Origin of the sequence: Weissella thailandensis, assembly GCF_005405465.1 — a bacterium.
In the GTDB taxonomy this organism is placed as follows: Bacteria; Bacillota; Bacilli; order Lactobacillales; family Lactobacillaceae; genus Weissella; species Weissella thailandensis.
In genome coordinates this window covers 115,809-135,306 of record NZ_BJEC01000001.1, presented here as the reverse complement: position 1 = coordinate 135,306, position 19,498 = coordinate 115,809, and the positions used below count along the sequence as shown (strand labels likewise).

Annotated in this window: 18 protein-coding genes; 5 read left to right on the top strand and 13 right to left on the bottom strand. The window is 38.2% G+C overall.

Annotation, left to right across the window (positions count from 1 at the left end; translation table 11 throughout):
• Positions 1 to 26: 26 nt before the first annotated feature.
• The gene (locus FFM62_RS00710; protein WP_115470427.1) at positions 27 to 2,858 is read right to left on the bottom strand and encodes a helicase C-terminal domain-containing protein; all 2,832 of its coding nucleotides are present in this window, start codon (positions 2,856 to 2,858) and stop codon (positions 27 to 29) included.
• Positions 2,859 to 3,117: 259 nt separating this feature from the next.
• Between FFM62_RS00710 and mvk the strand changes: the two genes are divergently transcribed.
• The 5 genes from mvk (at position 3,118) to FFM62_RS00685 (ending at position 7,831) form a co-directional block, all read left to right on the top strand.
• Positions 3,118 to 4,056: a mevalonate kinase gene (gene mvk / locus FFM62_RS00705; RefSeq protein WP_115470426.1), complete on the top strand. Its 939-nt coding sequence runs from the start codon at positions 3,118 to 3,120 to the stop codon at positions 4,054 to 4,056.
• Positions 4,057 to 4,073: 17 nt separating this feature from the next.
• Positions 4,074 to 5,054 (top strand): diphosphomevalonate decarboxylase, encoded by a 981-nt coding sequence (gene mvaD / locus FFM62_RS00700; RefSeq protein ID WP_115470425.1) that lies wholly within the window; start codon positions 4,074 to 4,076, stop codon positions 5,052 to 5,054.
• Complete coding sequence (locus FFM62_RS00695; RefSeq protein ID WP_115470424.1) at positions 5,051 to 6,118, top strand: phosphomevalonate kinase; 1,068 nt, start codon at positions 5,051 to 5,053, stop codon at positions 6,116 to 6,118. The genes mvaD and FFM62_RS00695 overlap by 4 nt, the downstream gene beginning before the upstream one ends.
• A gap of 6 nt (positions 6,119 to 6,124) precedes the next feature.
• Entirely contained in the window at positions 6,125 to 7,165 is a 1,041-nt protein-coding gene (gene fni / locus FFM62_RS00690) for a type 2 isopentenyl-diphosphate Delta-isomerase (RefSeq protein WP_075269665.1), read from the top strand.
• 108 nt (positions 7,166 to 7,273) lie between these two features.
• Positions 7,274 to 7,831, top strand: coding sequence for a TetR/AcrR family transcriptional regulator (locus FFM62_RS00685; protein ID WP_237342611.1), 558 nt, complete (start codon positions 7,274 to 7,276; stop codon positions 7,829 to 7,831).
• A 44-nt stretch (positions 7,832 to 7,875) separates the two neighbouring features.
• Here FFM62_RS00685 and yidC read toward each other — a convergent pair whose 3' ends face one another.
• The 12 genes from yidC to FFM62_RS00625 all read right to left on the bottom strand — a co-directional run bounded on the left by yidC (position 7,876) and on the right by FFM62_RS00625 (position 19,453).
• Entirely contained in the window at positions 7,876 to 8,829 is a 954-nt protein-coding gene (gene yidC, locus FFM62_RS00680) for a membrane protein insertase YidC (protein ID WP_115470423.1), read from the bottom strand.
• 103 nt (positions 8,830 to 8,932) lie between these two features.
• Positions 8,933 to 9,934: a nucleoid-associated protein gene (locus FFM62_RS00675; RefSeq protein WP_115470422.1), complete on the bottom strand. Its 1,002-nt coding sequence runs from the start codon at positions 9,932 to 9,934 to the stop codon at positions 8,933 to 8,935.
• Between the two features lie 84 nt (positions 9,935 to 10,018).
• Positions 10,019 to 11,497, bottom strand: coding sequence for a HAMP domain-containing sensor histidine kinase (locus tag FFM62_RS00670; protein ID WP_115470421.1), 1,479 nt, complete (start codon positions 11,495 to 11,497; stop codon positions 10,019 to 10,021).
• Positions 11,498 to 11,512: 15 nt separating this feature from the next.
• A complete protein-coding gene (locus FFM62_RS00665) occupies positions 11,513 to 12,202 on the bottom strand; it encodes a response regulator transcription factor (protein ID WP_115470420.1) in 690 nt (229 codons plus the stop codon).
• Between the two features lie 91 nt (positions 12,203 to 12,293).
• The gene (locus FFM62_RS00660; protein WP_115470419.1) at positions 12,294 to 13,070 is read right to left on the bottom strand and encodes a YibE/F family protein; all 777 of its coding nucleotides are present in this window, start codon (positions 13,068 to 13,070) and stop codon (positions 12,294 to 12,296) included.
• A complete protein-coding gene (locus FFM62_RS00655) occupies positions 13,067 to 14,182 on the bottom strand; it encodes a YibE/F family protein (RefSeq protein WP_115470418.1) in 1,116 nt (371 codons plus the stop codon). The genes FFM62_RS00660 and FFM62_RS00655 overlap by 4 nt, the downstream gene beginning before the upstream one ends.
• Complete coding sequence (gene dnaI, locus FFM62_RS00650; RefSeq protein WP_115470417.1) at positions 14,182 to 15,156, bottom strand: primosomal protein DnaI; 975 nt, start codon at positions 15,154 to 15,156, stop codon at positions 14,182 to 14,184. Before dnaI ends, FFM62_RS00655 begins: the two co-directional genes overlap by 1 nt.
• Before the next feature lie 3 nt (positions 15,157 to 15,159).
• Positions 15,160 to 16,506: a replication initiation and membrane attachment family protein gene (locus tag FFM62_RS00645; RefSeq protein ID WP_115470416.1), complete on the bottom strand. Its 1,347-nt coding sequence runs from the start codon at positions 16,504 to 16,506 to the stop codon at positions 15,160 to 15,162.
• Positions 16,507 to 16,524: 18 nt separating this feature from the next.
• Complete coding sequence (gene coaE / locus FFM62_RS00640; RefSeq protein ID WP_115470415.1) at positions 16,525 to 17,124, bottom strand: dephospho-CoA kinase; 600 nt, start codon at positions 17,122 to 17,124, stop codon at positions 16,525 to 16,527.
• Positions 17,124 to 17,960 (bottom strand): DNA-formamidopyrimidine glycosylase, encoded by an 837-nt coding sequence (gene mutM, locus FFM62_RS00635; RefSeq protein ID WP_075269675.1) that lies wholly within the window; start codon positions 17,958 to 17,960, stop codon positions 17,124 to 17,126. The genes coaE and mutM overlap by 1 nt, the downstream gene beginning before the upstream one ends.
• Before the next feature lie 202 nt (positions 17,961 to 18,162).
• Positions 18,163 to 19,191, bottom strand: a complete 1,029-nt coding sequence (locus FFM62_RS00630; RefSeq protein ID WP_165845858.1) for a GH25 family lysozyme — start codon at positions 19,189 to 19,191, stop codon at positions 18,163 to 18,165.
• Positions 19,184 to 19,453, bottom strand: a complete 270-nt coding sequence (locus tag FFM62_RS00625; protein WP_240005886.1) for a phage holin, LLH family — start codon at positions 19,451 to 19,453, stop codon at positions 19,184 to 19,186. Before FFM62_RS00625 ends, FFM62_RS00630 begins: the two co-directional genes overlap by 8 nt.
• Between the last annotated feature and the right edge of the window lie 45 nt (positions 19,454 to 19,498).

Here is a 19,498-nt window from a genome sequence, read left to right as displayed (position 1 = left end):
CTACTTTACCAAAATTCGCCGTCTTATTAAAGATATTTATGATGTGTATCAAAGAAATCTTTTAGTTCTTGTACTACTTCAGAATCTTTTAATTCTTTTTGTGGCAAGTTTGATGGCAACATTTTTCGTAATGTCTTTCCATATGATTTAGTCAAAATACGTGCATCATATATAATGACCGCACCGTAGTCCGTAGGTGTTCGAATTAACCTACCGATGCCTTGGCGTAATCTCAAAACTGCTTTAGGTAAAGTGCTTTGGTAGAACGGATGTTTACCTTCTGAACTTATGACTGCCTCTTCTGCTTTTTGTAATACTGTATTGGGACGATCAAATGGTAGCCGAGCAGTAACGAGCAGTCGCAGCTGATCACCAGGTAAATCGATACCCTCCCAAAAACTTGCAGCACCCAGTACGACAAGTCCGTCTTCAGACTGCATTCGCTTTTTTATTTTACCACGGGTACCCGTAATTCCTTGAGCTAATAACGTTAGTGAACTACGTTGAAATTTTTGATTTGATTGTATTTGAGTATAGACTTGCTGGATAGTGTCTAACGAATTAAACAAAACAAGTGTGTTTTGTTTGACAGAGGTTGTGATATCTACTAATTGCCTTGCTAGATAATTTGAAAAATCTTTACTGGTTGGCAAGGGTGCGTTTTTCACCATAATTAAATCAGCTTGATTTTTAAAATCAAAAATATCAGGATAATGACGTACTGTGGCCGTTTCTTTATCCAAATTTAAACGATCATATAAATATCCAGATTTTGTTGATGTGAATAACGTTGCCCCAATAATTGTGGGTGACATAAAATGTGGATAAACTTGTTCTTCGAAATAATTCAACGTGTGTAACAATCCCCCGCTCAATTTTAGGTTACTGCTATCGTGACTTTGCGTTTCTGTTATCCAAAAAATGCTTGCATCTGGAAAATCGACTAAATCCTGCTGGAAGGTGGTTAGTTGTTTTTCATACTGACTAATGTTATCTAACAACCGTCGAAAATCAGCTAGTTGTTGCCGCTCTCCTAATGAGAACACCCCTTTTGCGTCACTGAATTGGGTCAACAATGATTGCAATGAGTCTTCAAGATTAAAAACAGCTTTGTGGATACTTTTAACATGATTAGCCTGATCGACCCAAAATTGTGCAAAATCATTGTTCGACAAGGCTATTTCATAACTGCTTTGTGTTGCAGGTGCTTTTTTGTTTAGTAAAAAGCGACGGTATAGAGAGACTTGTATTTGTGGTATTTCAGCTGACAGTGTTTCTAAAGAACGTAGTAGACGGTTTTTTAGCTGTTCACCACCAATTATGTGTCGCAAAATGTCGCCAATAGCAGGTTTGGCATCTTGCAGGATTAAATTAATAGCAGTTTGCACGCGGGCAAGCCAAGTCTGGATTGGTAATTGATGACGACTTTGATTTAAAACAGCGCCTGGCAAATTTTGTGCTTCATCAATAACGAGATAAGGCTTGTTTTGCGAAGTACCTAATTCGTTGGCATACTCTGCTAAATAATTGTGATTAACAATTAAAAACTGTGCATTTTCTGCAAGCACGTACTGTCGCTCAAAAAATTCATAACCATAGAACGGTGAACCTGTCGGATTGTTGGCATTCTGAGATAACTTTGCAATAAATTTATCTTGCGCATTCATTAAATGCAATTCATCGAAATCTCCTCTAACTGTTTCTGTTAACCAAACCAAAATTTGGGCTTTGATAAATTGTAATGAGGTTGTTCCTTCATCAATTTGTAGTGAACGTTTAAAACTCTGTAAATTCAAATATTGTCGACGTCCTTTGAGGCTAACAGCACGGACTTCAAACGGTAGAATATCATGCAGTGTTGAATTGACGGTTTCCGTCACTTGCGTTTGGAGTGTGATAGTTGGCTCTGTAACAATTACTTTCTTTTGGGTTTGATTAGCAAGATAAGCAAATGGTAGTAAGAAGCCTATCGTCTTCCCCATACCGGTTGGTGCTTCAGCTATAAAGGCTGATTCACCAGGATTTTCTGATAATGAATCGCTAGTATAATGCTTATTAATAGCATTCATTAATTTTGCTTGTTGTTCTCGATAGACTAACTTTTTATCATATAATTGTTGCTTAGCTGCTCGTTTTGCCGGATAAGCCATATTGGACTTACTTACCAGTGGCTCTGGATTGCTAAAACGTCGAATTGCTAAACCATCAATGACTTGTAATTGTTTTGGTAGTGGCTCCCGCAACGTCTTTGCTTTGAAAAGTGCCTTTTCGAACACAATTTTTGTGTTCTGAGGTAATACTAACGGTAAATCGGCCAGTGACTGTAGCGTGACTATTGGTAATTTTTCGAGGCGCGTAAAAATTTCGACCAGTAGCGCACCTGTAGCTAAAGCGTCACTATCTGCTTGATGTGGCCGTCCATGTGTTAATGATAAGTAGGACGTCAGGTCAACCAATCGAAATCCCGGTGCAGTTGGCCAAACAATTTGGCTCAGCGTGACAGTATCGATGGCTATAACGTCTAAAGCGGGCATACCAACCCGCTGAAATTCTGCGTTCAAAAATGGTAAATCAAAATTGACATTATGGGCAACAAAAATAGTACCAGATAACATCGTATGAATTGATTCAGCAACATCTTCAAATGCAGGCGCTCCCATTACCATTTCTGAATCAATACCTGTTAGTTGGACAACATTACGAGGAATAGACTCATGAGGATTTATTAGTGTTGAAAATTGATTAATTATTTTGTTGTTTTGTACGAACGCTATCGCAATTTGAATAATGCGACCTGATTCGCTCGTTGTACGGGTTGTTTCTAGATCGACAACCGCATAGATGTCCTTATTTAGCATCGAGACGTACCACGACTTTCTCTTAGTAATCTTATGTAGATTATAGCATATTAATCTAATGAAATTTAGATAGACTGTCACTATGTGATTTTCTAAACATATAAAACATATCAAAGATTAACTGTTAAGAATATTTTAAAACTAACGATTATAATAATTTTTAAGTTTGGAATCGTAATATCTAGGGTGTAATTAATCACTTAATTTGGTATGATTAAGAAAGCTAAAATAAAGAATAGAATGGATTGGTAATTTCAAAGTGAAAAAACCAGGAATTGGCGTAAGCCATGCCAAAGTTATTTTACTTGGCGAACATGCGGTCGTTTACGGCCAGCCAGCTATTGCACTTCCTTTAACGGATTTGGCAATGACTGTGAAAATCGAATCACGTGAAGCCGGACAAGTTGTATTGTCAAAGGCCTATCAGGGACCATTAGTAGCAATGGCCGAAGTCTACGAAGGTATTCGCCAACTTATTAATCGGTTATTGAAGCATTTTAGAGCAGATGAAATGCCCTTTACAATGACAATTACTTCAAATATTCCTCAAGAACGTGGAATGGGCTCATCAGCGGCAACGGCAATTGCCATTGTTCGAGCATTTTTTAATTTTTTTGATGAGCCATTACCCAAGCAAGATTTGCAACGTTGGGCAAGTATTGAAGAGTCTATTACACATGGATCACCTTCTGGCTTAGATACTGCTACGGTAGCACATGATGAAGCGGTTTGGTTTATTAAAGGGCAACAACCTGAAAAGATTGATATGTCACTAGATGGTACGCTAATTTTAGCTGATACTGGTATTCAAGGACAAACTGGATTAGCTATTTCAGTTGTTCGTGAAAATTTGACAAATGACCCTGAAACTGGACAACACCATATTGATCAAATTGGTGAAATCGCTAAAAGTACGCGAACAGCAATTGCTGAAAATAATTTAGTTAAAATAGGTAATTATATGAATGAAGCGCAAAGCCATTTATCTGCCCTAGGTATTTCTCATCCAAAATTAGATGAACTTATTAATGCGGCACGTCATGCAGGTGCTCTCGGAGCCAAATTAACTGGTGGCGGTGTTGGTGGCACTATGATTGCACTTACAACGAATGGTGAGCAAACCACTCGCGTAATTAAGGCGTTAGAAGATGCTGGTGCACAAGAAGTTTGGACACAAAATTATACCAATAACAAATAGTTTGAGGAGCATTTATCATGCATTACACTGCTCGGGCGCATACAAATATTGCATTATTAAAGTATTGGGGCAAAGTAGATGAAGCAATTATTACACCTACAACGACTTCAATTTCATTAACTCTAAATGAGTTTTATACAGATACAACTGTCTGGTTTGATAAAACGTTAGCAAGTGATCAATTAGTTCTTGACGGTGAAACGATTTCTGGTACTGCAGCTCGAAAAGTTAGTCGATTTTTAAATATCGTCCGAGATATGGCTGGCTTTAATGATAAAGCGTATATTATTTCTACTAATAATGTCCCTACCGCAGCCGGATTAGCATCATCTGCCTCTGCCTTTGCCGCTTTAGCGGGTGCGGCTAGTAAAGCTGCGGGATTAGATTTAAGTGTGACAGAGTTATCAAGATTAGCGCGTCATGGTTCTGGTTCGGCAACAAGATCAATATTTGGTGGTTTCGCAAAATGGGTGCCTGGTGATGATCGAACCTCGTTCGCAACACCAATATTTGAGAAAGTCGACTGGCCGATTCAATTAATGACGGTGATAATTAACGATCAACCTAAAAAAGTTGGGTCACGTTTAGGGATGCAACATGCCAAAAATACTGCTCCTTTTTACAAGGAATGGGTAAAACTGGCAAATAGTCAGGTAGCTGACATGATTTCAGCAATTCAGCAACATGATTTAGTAAAATTGGGTGAACTTGCCGAAGCAAATGCTTTGCAGATGCATGCTATGAATGCGACGTCTGTTCCCCCTTTCAACTACTTAACTGATAAAAGTTGGCAAGTTATTATGATTGCTCAAGAATTAAGAAACCAAGGCATACCTGTCTATGCAACTATGGATGCAGGACCTAATGTGAAATTAATTTCTCGACCTGAAGATACCTCAATTATAAAGAAAGCTCTCACCGACGTCGTGACAAGTTCACAGATTATTATTGCTAGTCCCGGACCGGGAATCAAAGTTACTTCAGGAGATAAAATATGATAGCAACTGCTCAAGCGCCAGGTAAATTATACCTTGCTGGTGAATACGCAATTACTCTACCAAATCAAAGTGCAATTGTTTTTGCCGTTGATAAGTACGTTACAGCCACGGTTGAAGGCCTTGATATTCAGGAAATTCAATTAAATAGTGATCAGTTAGGAAAATTTACTGTTTCAATAGAGCAATTGGAACAAGTATCTTGTCCAGATGACTGGGAATTGGTTGTACGGACAATTCAAGTACTGTATAAATGCCATATGAATGACGTCAAGAACTTATCTGGTATTAAAGTAACTCTCACAAGTGACCTTACTTTTGAGGGCAAAAAACTAGGATTAGGTTCTTCAGCTGCTGTCGTCATGTCGATTATTAAGGCGTTTCATAAGTTGTTTGATATTAGTATGACTAAGGAACAACAATTTAAACTTGGTGCGATAATTATGTTAAGTCTCCCCCACTTTGATAAGGGTTCAATGGGAGATATAGCTGTCGCAACTTATGGTGGGATGATCGTCTATCGTAAGTTTGATGATAATTTTGTTAAGCAGTTGCTGCAACAAGATACTGATTATCAGACAATAATAAATACTTCTTGGCCATACTTAGAGATTAAACAATTAACTTGGCCATCAGAATGGCAACTTTTGGTTGGTTGGACTGGAGAAGTTGCCGATACTCAGAAATTACTTAATGCAGTATCCGCAGAAGAACAGGCGAAAGCTAAAGAAATGTTAGCGTTAAATACGAAAGACATTATTGCGGAAATTAGCCTGGGTATCAGTAATAAAGATTATTCGTTAATCGATGCCAACATTTTTTATAATCTAACTTTCTTAATGGATTATACGCAACGTGTGGGTATTAACTATTTGACGGAGAATTTATCAAACGCTATTTTTACAGCCACACTTGTTGGTATTCCAGCAAAGGTTTCAGGAGCTGGTGGTGGTGATAATGTTATTTCTGTCACAGACGATGCTGAAAAAGCTGACCAGCTTCGTCAAAATTGGCGTGATGAAGGAATTATTCCTTTGCCATTAAAAATTGCATCATTAGGAGAATAAAGTATTATGGAATCAGCGCACGCACATCGTAAAGATGAACATCTGGCATTGGCTGAAGCAGAATATCGCAGGCAGCAACCGGTGTCATCATTAGAACAAGTTCGCCTGATTCACCAAAGCTTACCAGAGATAAAAATTAGTGATGTTTCAACAACGATTAGGGATGCAAAATTTAATTTTGCTACCCCTTTTTACATTGAAGCAATGACTGGTGGTAGTACTCGTACCGGTCGAATTAATGAACAACTGGCAGAGGCAGCTAAGGAAACAGGTATCGCAATGGCCGTTGGTTCTCAGAGCGTGGCTTTAAAAGATCCTCATGCTATCGAAACCTTCACCATCGCCCGTAAAGTAAATCCCGATGGATTTATTATGGCCAATATTGGTGCAGGCCATACAGCACGGTCAGCGCAACAAGTTGTTGAGATGATTGGTGCTAATGCCCTTGAAGTCCATGTTAACGTGGCGCAGGAAGTTGTTATGCCCGAGGGTGATCAAAACTTCTTATGGCTTGATAACATCATTGACATTATTCAAACAGTTTCAGTGCCCGTTATTATTAAAGAAGTCGGTTTTGGTATGGACGCGGCAACTATTAAAAAATTGTATAATTGTGGTGCAAAATACGTTAACTTAGGCGGACGCTCAGGTACAAATTTTGCTGTTATTGAAAATCGTCGGTACCGAGATAAAGATTTTAACTATGACTTCCTATATGATTGGGGTCAAACAACGGCCGAAAGTTTATTGGAAGCACAGTCTCTCAAACAAAAACCAACTATTTTTGCAACTGGTGGTATTCAAAACCCATTAGATATACTTAAAGCACAGATATTAGGTGCTAAAGCCGTTGGAATTGCGGGACACTTTCTTCACACAACTCTTCAAGATGGTACAGCTGGTCTAGTCAATGAAATTACACATTGGCAACAGCAATTGACTGAATTGTATGCGCTTGTTGGGGCACGTTCTGCAGATGATTTGGTCAATGTCCCCTATGTTCTCTCAACAGAACTTCAAAATTACAAAAATCAACGGAAATTATAAATTTAACGTTTTGGTAGTGTTTGCAAAGGTTTTCTTAAACCTTTAAAATGAATCTTCAATTTATCTAATCTGTCACCTAATTTACATGCAAAGGCGTAGAATTAAGATATGAAAAATATGTTAACAGAAAGCATTCGTCAAAAAACTGACGAACAAATCATTGACGCAACGCTGACATTGTTGCAAAGTCAATCCTATGACCAACTTGCGGTTACCGAGATCACCCGTAAGGCAGGCGTGTCACGGATGGCTTTCTATCGCCACTTTGGTACAAAAGAAGCAGTCATTAAAGCTATTGTTGTCCAATTAACGCAAGATTTTGAAACAGAGGCTGCTTCATTACCCCTAGATACTAATGAAATTTCACGAGCATTTTTTGGCTTTGTCAAAGCGAATGGTATCGCTATCGCTGTCTTGCTTAATGCTGGTTTACGTGAACAGTTCTACCCACCATTACGTGATATTCTACACGGATTATATGCCGAATTACTGCAAAGTAAGGTTTCTTTCAATCGTTCAATTGATTACGTTTCTGACTTTACTGCATCTGGTATGCTTGCATTAGCTATTCGTTGGATTGCAACTGGTGCCCATGAATCGATTGATCAAATGGTAGAAATCGCCAATGAAATGACAACTGCGCAACATGCAAATATTCAACCATAATAAAAAGACTTGATGAATGTATGCCATCAAGTCTTTTTATTATGTTATTTTCGTTGTTGTTTACCAGCGTTACGACCGCCTTTTGAGTTACTCTGACGCTCTTGCGTTGATTTAGTAATATCCTTACGATCAGCACCCTGCTGTTGCTGTTGTTGCTGCTCTTGAGCAGCTTGCATAGCTTCAGCAAACTTTCCTGTGGGCTTTGACTTAATCTTGCCAGCTAAAGCATCATCAGCGACATCTTTAACTTCAAATGTTTCAGCAACTTGTGCTTTTAGCTTTGGACGCCAAACAATGATAATCAATGTTTGCAAAATCATAACTAATGCACCAGCAAAGAAGTATAACGCAATACCAGCGTTAGTTACCCAAGTCATGAACAACATCATAATTGGCATAACATACATCATCATTTGCATCTGTTTCTTTTGCTCTGCAGGAATACCAATCATCGATAGATATGCTTGGACACCATATGCAATAGCCGTAGCAATTGCTAGGACAGGCGCATGTGATGAAAGGCTAATACCAAAGAATGACGCATTAGCAATGTCATTAGAAGTTCTAATGGCTGCATATAGACCCATAAATACTGGCCATTGAATAATCAATGTTGCAAAGTTCATACCACCTAGCAAAGAGACATTATTTTCACGATAGATTGTCATCATTGCTTGTGAAGCTAACATTTGTTCTTCTTGCGTTTGCGCATTTTTTTGTGCATCTTGCACCTTTTTTAGTTGTGGTTGCAGTAAACGCATCTTTTCTTGCTGAATCGTGGCATTACGTTGTTGATGTACCATCATTGGTAACAAAATCAATCGTACTACCAAAGTCAAAATAATAATTGACCAGCCAACTGCATTTACTCCCCCAATTGTTGATTCTGACCAGCTCATAAAGTCAGCCAAAGGACCCTTCAGGAAATCTGCGTGTCCCGTAACGAACAAAACGACTAGCACGATTAATAATATTGGTGTTAAACCTTTAATTTTCATGGAGTATGTCATCCTACCTATTTCATTTTTTCAAGTAATAATTATATCACGAAACATAATATATGTTGTAATTCTTTAATTAGTCCTAAAATTTAGGATAAAATTATGAGTTAAATTTATTAATAACTGATTCAATGTCTTTAATAACTAGCGACATCGTACCATCTGGTTTGTTAATAAATTCAACTTTGTTTTTGTCTTGATAAATATCCATTGGAATAGATATTTCAATACCTGAATCAAGTTTAAAACGTTGTAAGCGGTATTTCTTTTCAATTTTCTCAGTGTTTGGCACACTAATATCTGTGTTCAAATGTTTATTATCGATAATCTCTTGATATGCCTGCTGTGCTGAAGTATTCCCGTTAAAGACCGATTCAGCAATCGCAGCAGTATTAATTTCACCATCATCTTGAACAGTATCAAAAATGGAGTTTTGTGTATCCGCTAAGACTTCATGTTCAGGTAGATCAAACTTACCAGCCACTGATTTAACAGCCTGTTTAATCACCTGGATATTATCTTTGGTTGAATTTTCTGGTGAAAGTTGCAAAAACTTTTCTGAAAAATAATTAACACGATGGCCGTCAATCAAATAACGTTTCTCGATTAATCTATAAGTACCAGACATTAAATTAATGATGACACCCTCATCGACTGTCTGAGTAGCAGCCGGTAACACCGCTTGATTTAATACCAGATTATTGATTAACTTATCATCCTGATATTCAACAGCATGCGTGTATCTTGGCGTGAAATTTAATTTCAAGATACCGAAAAAGTCATCTTCTCCTTCTGAAAATTCAACAACTAGTAAATCACCAGCAGGGATCGATTCGCTTGGAGAAATAATATCAAACAACTGTTCAGCTAAGAATGTTGCTTTTTCAGAAAACGAACGTGTGTCGTTATCTGATACAATCGAACCAATTGCATCATTGTCGGTCAATTGACCGACTTTGTAGTCACTATTTCCAAATTTTTCAATTAACTTTTCAATGTATTCATGTAAATTGGGTTGATTTAAATCCAATTCATTTTGAGAAGCAATCAAATTACCGCTATTTTTATCTAAAACGTGTAAAATGACGTGTTTTATAATCATATTAGTTATCCTTCGCAATAAAAAAGTAGGTTAAATAGAGATAAGAAATCTTGCTTCTGTCACTATCCTGCCCTACTTTTTTCTTTAATTTTGATCTTTTTGCTTTATTGGTAACGTAATTCTGAAAATTGAACCTTGTCCAATTGCTGATTCAAGTTGAATATGACCACCATAGCCTTCAACCAGTTTTTGAGCAATACTCAACCCCAAACCATTACCACCTTGTTTACGAGATCGTGCTTTATCAACACGATAGAATCTGTCAAAGACATGGCTTGCATCTTCAGGGTTGATTCCTTCACCAAAGTCCTGCACAGCTAGCTCAACAACATTTCCTGAACGAGATGCAGCAAAATGAATTTCTTTGCGTTCCTGACTATATTTCACAGCATTATCCGACAAAATAATCAATATTTGCTCAAGATGATCGCGATTCATGTTAACAATTGTGGGGCCTTTTAAGTCATCATCAATTAGAAATGTGAAATCTGGATGAATCATCTTAAAGTTAGTATAAATACCATTTATCAATTCTTGTGCATCAGTGTCACCATCGCGGAAAGTTAATTCTACTTGGTCAGCACGAGTTAAGTCTAACATCTCAGATACGAGAACTTCCATTCTGCTAATCTCTTTCAACGATGCAGTGATTGACTCATCTAATACCTTTGGATCATCTTTTCCCCAACGGTTTAGTAACTCCATATGACCTTTTACAATGGCAACAGGTGTTCGCAATTCATGAGAAACATCTTCCACGAATTGATGCTGCTGTAAGATAAATCGTTGCATGCGATCTAGCATCGTATTTAACAAATTTGATAGATCGGTTAGTTCGTCAGGTGTACGTTCTTCATTTACCACACGTACCTGAGCTTGTGGGTCACGGTTGATTGTGTCGACGGTCTTTTTGATATTGTCAATTGGCCGTAAGAAGAAACCAGATAACCAGTACCCCCATAATGCTATGAGAAATAGCCCTAATACAATTAGAATGGCGATTATTGCATAGACTCGGTTAAAGGTTTTATGGTAGCCAGTTAAATGATTTTCAACAGTAACGTGCCCGATAATCTGATGATTATCATCACGCAATTCCTCACGACCTACTAACATCTTTACACCTTGAACACGCTCTGTTTTAATAACTCGTTTCTTTGTTTCATGAAACGCTATTTTGGCACCTTTTTCTGGGTATATTTGGGTACCATTTTCATTGTACACACGGACTGTATAATCTTTTCGAGCAATTTGCTGAAGGACAGGATCGTTGACTACCTGATCAAAATTAGTACTGTCTGGACGTAACAATTTATCAATTTCAGCAGGCAACATCTGAGATTCATTAATGTGTTCTAGTCGATTAGTTACAGCATTTAGCGAACTCGAGACTTGCTGTTTTTCAGTGTCCATCATTTGTGTAGCGAACGCCTGCATCACAAACCATGTAAATATAATAAATATTAAAAAAACACCAGCAACAGATCCGAGAGCCCACTTCCACTTTAAAGAAAGGCCTCTACGTTGTGGTGTTTTTTTAATAACGGATGATTGCCTATCCATTAAAGTCCCTCCAAATTACTGGCGCATAACGTATCCAGTACCACGAACTGTTTGGATATATGATGCTCTTGAATCAGGTTGATCAATTTTGTTACGAAGATAACGGATATAAACATCGACAACGTTAGTCTCGATTTCTGAATCATATCCCCAAACCTTCTTAAGTAACTCTTCACGTGATTGAACAACATTAATGTTTTCCATTAGGATCAACAATAGTTCATATTCACGTTTCGTCAAGTTAATGATTTCATTGCCTAGACGAGCAATTCGGTTTTCTTTTTCAACTGTTAAATCACGATAACGAACAACACTTTGATGTGTGCTGTGTTCTTCGGTTTCAATGTCAATGCGACGAAGTAGTGCACGAACACGTGCTAATAGTTCTTCTATTGCAAATGGCTTAACAACATAATCGTCTGCACCATAATCTAATCCTGATACGCGATCAATAACAGAATCACGCGCTGTCATCATGATAATTGGTGTATTTTTTTCTTCACGTAAACGACGAGCAACTTCTAAACCACTTAATTCTGGCAACATTAAGTCAAGCAAAATCAAATCAAAATCATTTGCTAAGGCGATGTCTAACCCACTACGTCCATTATCTTCAACATGGGTATCATATCCCTCATGTTGTAGCTCTAGCTCAACAAAACGAGCCAAGTTTTCTTCATCTTCAATCACAAGCACACTACTCATACGTTATACCTCTGGTTACTTTCTTACAGGCTATCATGTCATTTATTATCCTGACATATTTACTCCAATCATACCATGATTTTCTAATAAATCATAGCTCTTCCCTATTATAATCGACTTTTTGGTGTTTTTGATACAGCAAAAAGATACCGATTGTGATTGGTAGCGTAATGATGACACCTAGTAACGCATACAAAAGTGACAACATTGATGACGTAAATAATTTTGAGTTGATAACTTCAACAAAACTGTACTTCAATTTACTAAACAATACCGCTAAACTCAGAAAGTCTGCTAAAAATCCAAAGAGTACGGTATTAACAGCAGTACCGATTATTTGCTTCCCAAGTATCTGCCCGACATTAATTAATTCTTTATTCTTAAGCGATGGCTTACTATTTAGTAATTCACCAATACCTGTTGCAATGGCAACCGATGCCTCGGCAATTGCACCTAAGGTAGCTAATAGTGCAGCAACTATCCCTAATGTACCAAAGTCAATATTAATTGCTAGCGACAAGCCTTCTAAATCCTCGGAGTTTTCTTCTGAAAAGCCTTGTGCAATTGTGATTTGCTCAGTGGGTAAAATGACAGCTAATAAGATGAACATCACGATAAGACTGGCAATTAGGGCAATTACAGTCGTTCGTTCATCAGCACTGGCACTTAAAACAGTTACTGTCAATAAGCTGGCACCGCCAATAAGCAGAACCCAGAAAGCATTAAACTGGAAACTGATCAATACGATCATCACGACCATAATTGCAAAACTAATCCACAAGCTAATAAAGGCACCAATTCCCTTAATGCCACCGATAGCTAACATTAAGACAAATAAAATAACTGATAACATCATCAAAACACTCATGATTGGATACCTGCCTTCTTTTGTTGTCGTTTATGAAGAATCCAGACCCAAAAAATACCGGCTGGTACTGTTAGGACAATACCAATGGCACTAATTAATGTTTGAATCATCCCCAATGAAAGGTTCATCGTATAAGTGAATCCCCAGTTATTACCATTTCTAAGATACAAAACGGCCATCGGAATTTGCTCGGCGATAAAGATTAAGAACAATGTATTACTTAAGGCACCAAAAATCTCTTGACCGACATGACGTCCTGTAACTAGTAATTCCTTTAGTCCCATATTGGGATGTTCACGCTCGACACTGAATAAGGTTGCAATCATGTCTGTTGCTTCATCCATGACGGCACCAAGAACACCAACAAGTGTCATTGATAAGAACATTGGCTGTGGCAACTGAGTAATAAAGGACATCAGTTCAAAATGAAGCCCCTTTCCATTTGTAACATTAAATACTAACACACCGATTAACATCGCGATTGTAGTTGATGTCATTACAGTCAATAGCACAGTCCAGGTTAGGCGATTCTTGGCTCCCATAACAAACATCAGGGTAACTGCCGATGCAATGAGACTAAACAGGATAAATAGCCAAAAAATATTTGCATCCTTTGTTATGAGGTTTAGGTATATTGTGATAATGAACAACGCAACATTTACAAAAAGTGAGATAGTCATCATCATACCAGCTTTTCCTGTTGTAATGAGTAGCACACCAATCACTAGAATTAAAATAGGTATCCAAAAAGTATCCCGCTTAAAGTTTTTTAGGCCCCAAGAGTTTTCTGACTTGGATAGGAATACTTGATCATGACGATGTAATGGTTGTGTAATAGCCATGGCATCGTCATAAGTATTTTTAAATGAAATACTTTGGTCCTTTTTCTCAGTATTTAATATTTTGACTCGCACACGTTCATCATGCTGTTTAATTTTATTACCGTATTGGTCTTGTAGTGTTTGAGACGACAATTGCTTAACACTCGTGACTTCCCCGATGGGCTCTTGATACCAACTTGCATTGTTCCTTAAGAGGAAAACGCTGGCAACCATTAAAATGAACACAACGAGAAATTTCAGAATAATATGACCTGTGTTCTTTTGTTGCATTAATCAAACTCCCGCCGATTTTCTCCTGCCATTTGCACTTCTTTTGATAGAAACTTAACTCGTTGCATTAACCGTTCTGCTTTAACCGGTTCTGCACCATCTTTTGTGACAGTAAAATGCTCGTTTTCTAGTTGTTGCATAGAAAAATTAGAAGTAAAGAAGGTCGTTAACTCATTTTGCATCCGATATTCTAAAATAACACCTAAGATATCATCTCGAACCCAAGCCGTTAACGATTCGGCTCCAATATCATCTAGTACAAGAATAGGTACTTGTTTAATCGCATTGATCATCTCTTGTGGTTGTTGGCTCGTACCAATTGCCCCACGAATTTCGACAACAAAACTTGGCAAATGTACCAACGTAACCGGAATACCCTCTAGTGCTAACTCATTTGCCATTGCACCCATGAGATGTGTCTTACCAACACCATATGAGCCATGTATATAAAGGCCTCGATGATAATCATCCGGCGTTTGTGTGTAGTTGTTGATAAAATTTAGCACACCAGTGAGTGCTGCAAGCCGTTCCTCATCATTATCAGAAAAATCATCTAGACGTGCCTTTTTAATTAACTTTGGCATACCGATTGATTTAACTAGATGCGCCTGCATACTCATGCGTTGGGCTAGGAGTGTTTCTTCATCTGGCTCATAAATAATGACAATTCGACCTTCCGCAACCGTTAATGCAGGAGTATATCCCTTGTGTACCACGGGTTTACCCTTTTTGGCATTATTTCGTTGTGAGTAGTATTCATACAGGACTGCAAAATCACGCGAGATTATTTGACGTGACAGTTTTTCCTTGTATTCATTAAAAAATTGGCGAATTTCTGAGTCCTTAAAAACCTCATGCTGTAAAGCCTCATAGCGACTATTTAATTGCTTTCGATCCATAAAGTCACGTAAAGCATCCCCCACATTCATTGGAGATGCGTCTGACGTTTCCTTTTCAAAGTCTTTTTCACTCATCGTTTAGTTCTCCTCTGAAGTATTTTGCTTACGACGAGCCCTCATTGCTGCTAGCGCTTCGCGTGCTGAAGCAGCATCCGCTTTGGATATTGAAGTACCGTGTTGATTTTCCCAATCAGGTCGTGTTTCTTGCTTACTTGCATTATTTTGACGCGACCACTTTTTAGGTGATTGCTTTGTCTGTCGAGATTGTTGCTTCTTCGATCGACGTTGTAGATATTGTAACGCGCTAAGAGCATCAGTGACATGATTTTGTGACCAATCATTCACAAGCGTTTGCAAAATCGTTTTATTTAACGTTGTTTTCTTTTCAATAACTGTTAATTCATATAATACAATGTTGAGTACCTCAGATGTTACAATATTCATTTTTGCAATGTCTGAAATAGCCTTAACCTCATTGTCAGCTACAAATCCGTTGTCTTTTTGGCGCAAATTTTTTAGGAATTGTAGTGGTGACATAGTTTGCGCAGTATGAATCAAACGCGTAGCTGGATCGTCACCATCATTTTGTGGTTGTTCCGCTGTGACTGGCTGCGGTTTTGTCTCAACATGCTTTGCTCTAATTTGTGATTGCTTAAAATTACCTTCTAATGCCTTTTTTATAGCAACTAAGTCAATTTGTTTATTTGGTGATGTTGTTGCTTGGATAACTCTCACTAATTCCAAATCAGACAGTCCATACAACGTTTTTTGAATCATTAAATCAACTTCATTATCACGTAACGTTCGCTGCTTGATACCATATGATTGCAACATATCTGCCATCAGTCCTAAATTCAGAGGTTGCGCAGCCTCACGAATATCATGTGGCAATTTTTTATCGTGATCAGCCATTGTTAACGGCGCACGATTGCGATGAATGAAATTTTCCTGCCCTACTAAGTCAAAGAATGTCTTAGACACATTGTCACCAGAAATTTGGCGTGAATCTGGTAATTCGTCTGTTACTAAGTCATTGAACAACTCATCACCTAGATAATGCGCTAATAGACTAGAAAGCAAAGCATCAGACAAGAATGTCCGCACCGCCATTGGTGGAAAAAGCTGATAAACCCATTGTGTCCCAAAATTAGTTGTCTGTTTATAAGACCGAACTAATCCCATCCCCTCTAACTTACTGCGAGCAACCATAAAGGATTGTTGACTCATTGCTAGCTGATCTAAAAGATCAACGTGTCTATTCTTGGCTTCTGTTGTTTCGCCAACTGTTGCCCATGCTAAATAAAGGGTGTATGCGTCACGGCCAATGATTGGTAAGTAGACCTTAGTTAATGACCGTACAGCTGTCATATCAATTGATTCATCATATATTAATCGATAGCGCTGCTGTATAGAAAACTCTGCCATGGTTCACTGCCTCCTTTACTAAAATGACTGTCTAATTTTTTGAATGACCTTCTCCACTTGTTTTTGCGTACTTGAAATGGTCCCTGAATTATCAATAACAAAATCAGCTAATTTTTCCTTTTCAACGAGTGGCATCTGAGCTGCAATTCTACTTTGCGCCTCTTTTTCAGTTAGATTATTTCGTTGCATTAAGCGTGTTAATTGTAAAGATTCTGGTATTGTCACCACCATCACAGCGTCTGCGCCCGCAACATTATTATTTTCTAACAAGAGCGGAATATCCAAAATAACTAAAGGTGTTTGTTGTTCAGCTAGGCGATGTAGTTCATCCGCCATCATCTGTTGAATACGCGGATGTGTGATATCGTTTAATGTTTGACGTGCTGACGAATCGTTAAATACAATTTGTCCTAAAAGTTTTCGATTTAAAGAACCGTCCGGCTGTAAAATTTGCTCGCCAAAAGTATTGGTGATTTCAGCTAATCCGGGGGTTCCTGGTTCCACAACCTTTCTGGCATACTCATCAGCATCTAATACCGGAATATTGATTGACTTTAAATAATTTGAAATCGTTGTTTTTCCGGTAGCAATACCACCTGTAAGACCTAATTTAAACATTATTTTGTCCTTTCAACCTGACAAACTGGGCAATAGGTCGTACCTCGTTGCGCAACCTTAGTTTTAATTAATGGTGTTCCACAACGTAGGCAAGGTTCGCCGACACGACCATATACCTGTAATTCATTTTGGAATTCACCAGCATTACCAAACACATTTGTAAAACTGTGTACAGTCGTTCCATGATGTTCAGTTGCTCTGGCTAGTTCAGCAATGATGTTCTTACGTAAAATTGTTAACTCTTCTACTGTTAATTGATTAGCTGCTGTGAGGGGATGGATTTTTGACTGCCAAAGAGTCTCATCTACGTATATATTCCCCAGTCCAGCAATATGATTTTGGTTTAATAGAAAAGGCTTCACGTGCATTTTTGACTTGCCAAATTCAGAAATCATATAATTTATCGTCAAATCTGACTCTGTTGGTTCAGGACCGATTGTTGCTAACCCTGCAACTGTCATGACCTGATCATTTGGTACAACGTTCATTCGACCAAACTTACGTGTGTCTCTGTAAAATAAATCAACACCATGATCTAAATGGAAAGTTACTAAGTCATGCTTACCGGGTTCTGTCCCAGCAGGTACGGTGTAGTATGATCCTTCCATTCTAAGATGTGACACCATCGTGATGTCACCAGTAAATCTAAATAATAAATATTTCCCACGACGATCAATTTTTAGAATTGTTTGGTTGCATAACGCTTGGTCAAACTCCTCTGCGGTCAAACCGCCAACAATTTTTTCCCATCTAACTTCTGTACTTTCAACTGTGCGACCTGCAACTAAATTGGTCAATCCACGGCGAACAGTTTCAACTTCTGGTAGCTCTGGCATATCTCTTTTAAACCCCGTTGTATCAATATTTATATTTTAAAGGATAACTAATGGGCTAACTATTTATTTTGTTATAGTTTCCTAGTTAAGTTTAACCTTATTTGTTTTAGTCCTACACAATATTATACTATCTTATCCGAAACATGAAAAAAAGCCCACTAAGTTATGCAATTTAGCATAGCTCAGTGGGCTTGATTTTATATTAGTAGAGATATTTTGTTAGCACCCAGAAACCATATCCAGCTCCCTTTGAGTCAGGTACGATAAATGACATACCGTTTCCTTGCTTTGTGATTTTGAAGTAGGTGTTGTACTTGAAGTAGCTACCCTTGCCTGCATTGTTTTGGTTTGATAATTTCTTACCGTTTTTATCAGTCAAGTCAACTAGCGCCAAAGGAATACCGTTGTCAGTCCAGCTAAACGTACTAGCTCCACCAGCCTCAAGATATTCTGCACCTTGCCACATCCCGTTTACTTGCTTAATGGTGTCAAACTGCCAAACTCGTGATTGGTCATTAGCTGCCCAACGTGGTTGAACGTGAGCGCCAATGCCTAATGTCTTACTAGTAGGTGCTGGTTTAGTAGCAGTTTTTGCAACAGGTTTAGCAGTAGTTGAACCTTCTGGCCAATCGAGCAATAACGTTGAACCATCCAGTCCTAACGACTTCCAGTTGTTGGTGTATTGCCAGGCAATCACGCCATCTACTGATGGAAAGTAATTAAAATCAGGGTAAGATGTACCAGGATAACCAGCAATCCAAGTAGCATTTGGAAATGCTTTATTAACTGCAACATGATTGACATGAGCATTAATAAAGTACTTACCAGTGTAGAACCATGGAATAAAGCCAGCATTCTTAACGTCTTGCATAAAAGCAATAATTGCATTGGCATTGGCGTTCTTATTGGTACCGGTTGTGGCAGCATCTTCATAATCTAATGCTAAGATTGAGCCATTAGCTAGTCGTGCCTTTGCATGTGTAAGGAAATACTTAGCTTCAGCATGAGCATTTGCAACATTGCCACCAAACATTGCGTAATGATAACCGGCAGTTTTTAGTCCTGCTTGATCAGCGTGATTAACTTGGTTAGTTGCTTTAGGGTTAATGTACCCAGTACCTTGTGTAATTTTAACAATCGCAGCACCAGAGCCCTTAGCTTTCAATCCTTGGAAGTAAGCCAATGTATCCGGTTGATAATTTGCCACATCATTAAATTCAAATTTAGTCATTGGTCTTACCTCCATTATGTAGAGCCGTTACAGCGAGTTCAATCACAGTGTCGAGTTGCTTGTCATCAAATTTCAAGCCGAGCTTGTTGGCGTTTAAGCGTTCAGTTAAGAAATTCAAAGCAGATTGTTTCTTTTCCACTGATCCTTGTAGATGTGTTTCTGCATATTGAACAGCTTGCATTGCCCACTCATTCAATAGTAACAAATTCTTATTCTTGGTATGGGCAACAAAAAAACGGCTCGCTGCGTGTGCAACTGCCATTAATACTCCCGTGCTCCAAAGAGCTAATACCCATTCACTAATATG

Excerpts from the sequence above, each read along its gene's own strand:
- FFM62_RS00710 (WP_115470427.1), bottom strand. The coding sequence starts at position 2,858 with ATGCTAAATAAGGACATCTATGCGGTTGTCGATCTAGAAACAACCCGT.
- mvaD (WP_115470425.1), top strand. The coding sequence starts at position 4,074 with ATGCATTACACTGCTCGGGCGCATACAAATATTGCATTATTAAAGTAT.
- FFM62_RS00695 (WP_115470424.1), top strand. The coding sequence starts at position 5,051 with ATGATAGCAACTGCTCAAGCGCCAGGTAAATTATACCTTGCTGGTGAA.
- fni (WP_075269665.1), top strand. The coding sequence starts at position 6,125 with ATGGAATCAGCGCACGCACATCGTAAAGATGAACATCTGGCATTGGCT.
- FFM62_RS00685 (WP_237342611.1), top strand. The coding sequence starts at position 7,274 with ATGAAAAATATGTTAACAGAAAGCATTCGTCAAAAAACTGACGAACAA.
- yidC (WP_115470423.1), bottom strand. The coding sequence starts at position 8,829 with ATGAAAATTAAAGGTTTAACACCAATATTATTAATCGTGCTAGTCGTT.
- FFM62_RS00675 (WP_115470422.1), bottom strand. The coding sequence starts at position 9,934 with ATGATTATAAAACACGTCATTTTACACGTTTTAGATAAAAATAGCGGT.
- FFM62_RS00670 (WP_115470421.1), bottom strand. The coding sequence starts at position 11,497 with ATGGATAGGCAATCATCCGTTATTAAAAAAACACCACAACGTAGAGGC.
- FFM62_RS00665 (WP_115470420.1), bottom strand. The coding sequence starts at position 12,202 with ATGAGTAGTGTGCTTGTGATTGAAGATGAAGAAAACTTGGCTCGTTTT.
- FFM62_RS00660 (WP_115470419.1), bottom strand. The coding sequence starts at position 13,070 with ATGAGTGTTTTGATGATGTTATCAGTTATTTTATTTGTCTTAATGTTA.
- FFM62_RS00655 (WP_115470418.1), bottom strand. The coding sequence starts at position 14,182 with ATGCAACAAAAGAACACAGGTCATATTATTCTGAAATTTCTCGTTGTG.
- dnaI (WP_115470417.1), bottom strand. The coding sequence starts at position 15,156 with ATGAGTGAAAAAGACTTTGAAAAGGAAACGTCAGACGCATCTCCAATG.
- FFM62_RS00645 (WP_115470416.1), bottom strand. The coding sequence starts at position 16,506 with ATGGCAGAGTTTTCTATACAGCAGCGCTATCGATTAATATATGATGAA.
- coaE (WP_115470415.1), bottom strand. The coding sequence starts at position 17,124 with ATGTTTAAATTAGGTCTTACAGGTGGTATTGCTACCGGAAAAACAACG.
- mutM (WP_075269675.1), bottom strand. The coding sequence starts at position 17,960 with ATGCCAGAGCTACCAGAAGTTGAAACTGTTCGCCGTGGATTGACCAAT.
- FFM62_RS00630 (WP_165845858.1), bottom strand. The coding sequence starts at position 19,191 with ATGACTAAATTTGAATTTAATGATGTGGCAAATTATCAACCGGATACA.
- FFM62_RS00625 (WP_240005886.1), bottom strand. The coding sequence starts at position 19,453 with ATGGCAGTTGCACACGCAGCGAGCCGTTTTTTTGTTGCCCATACCAAG.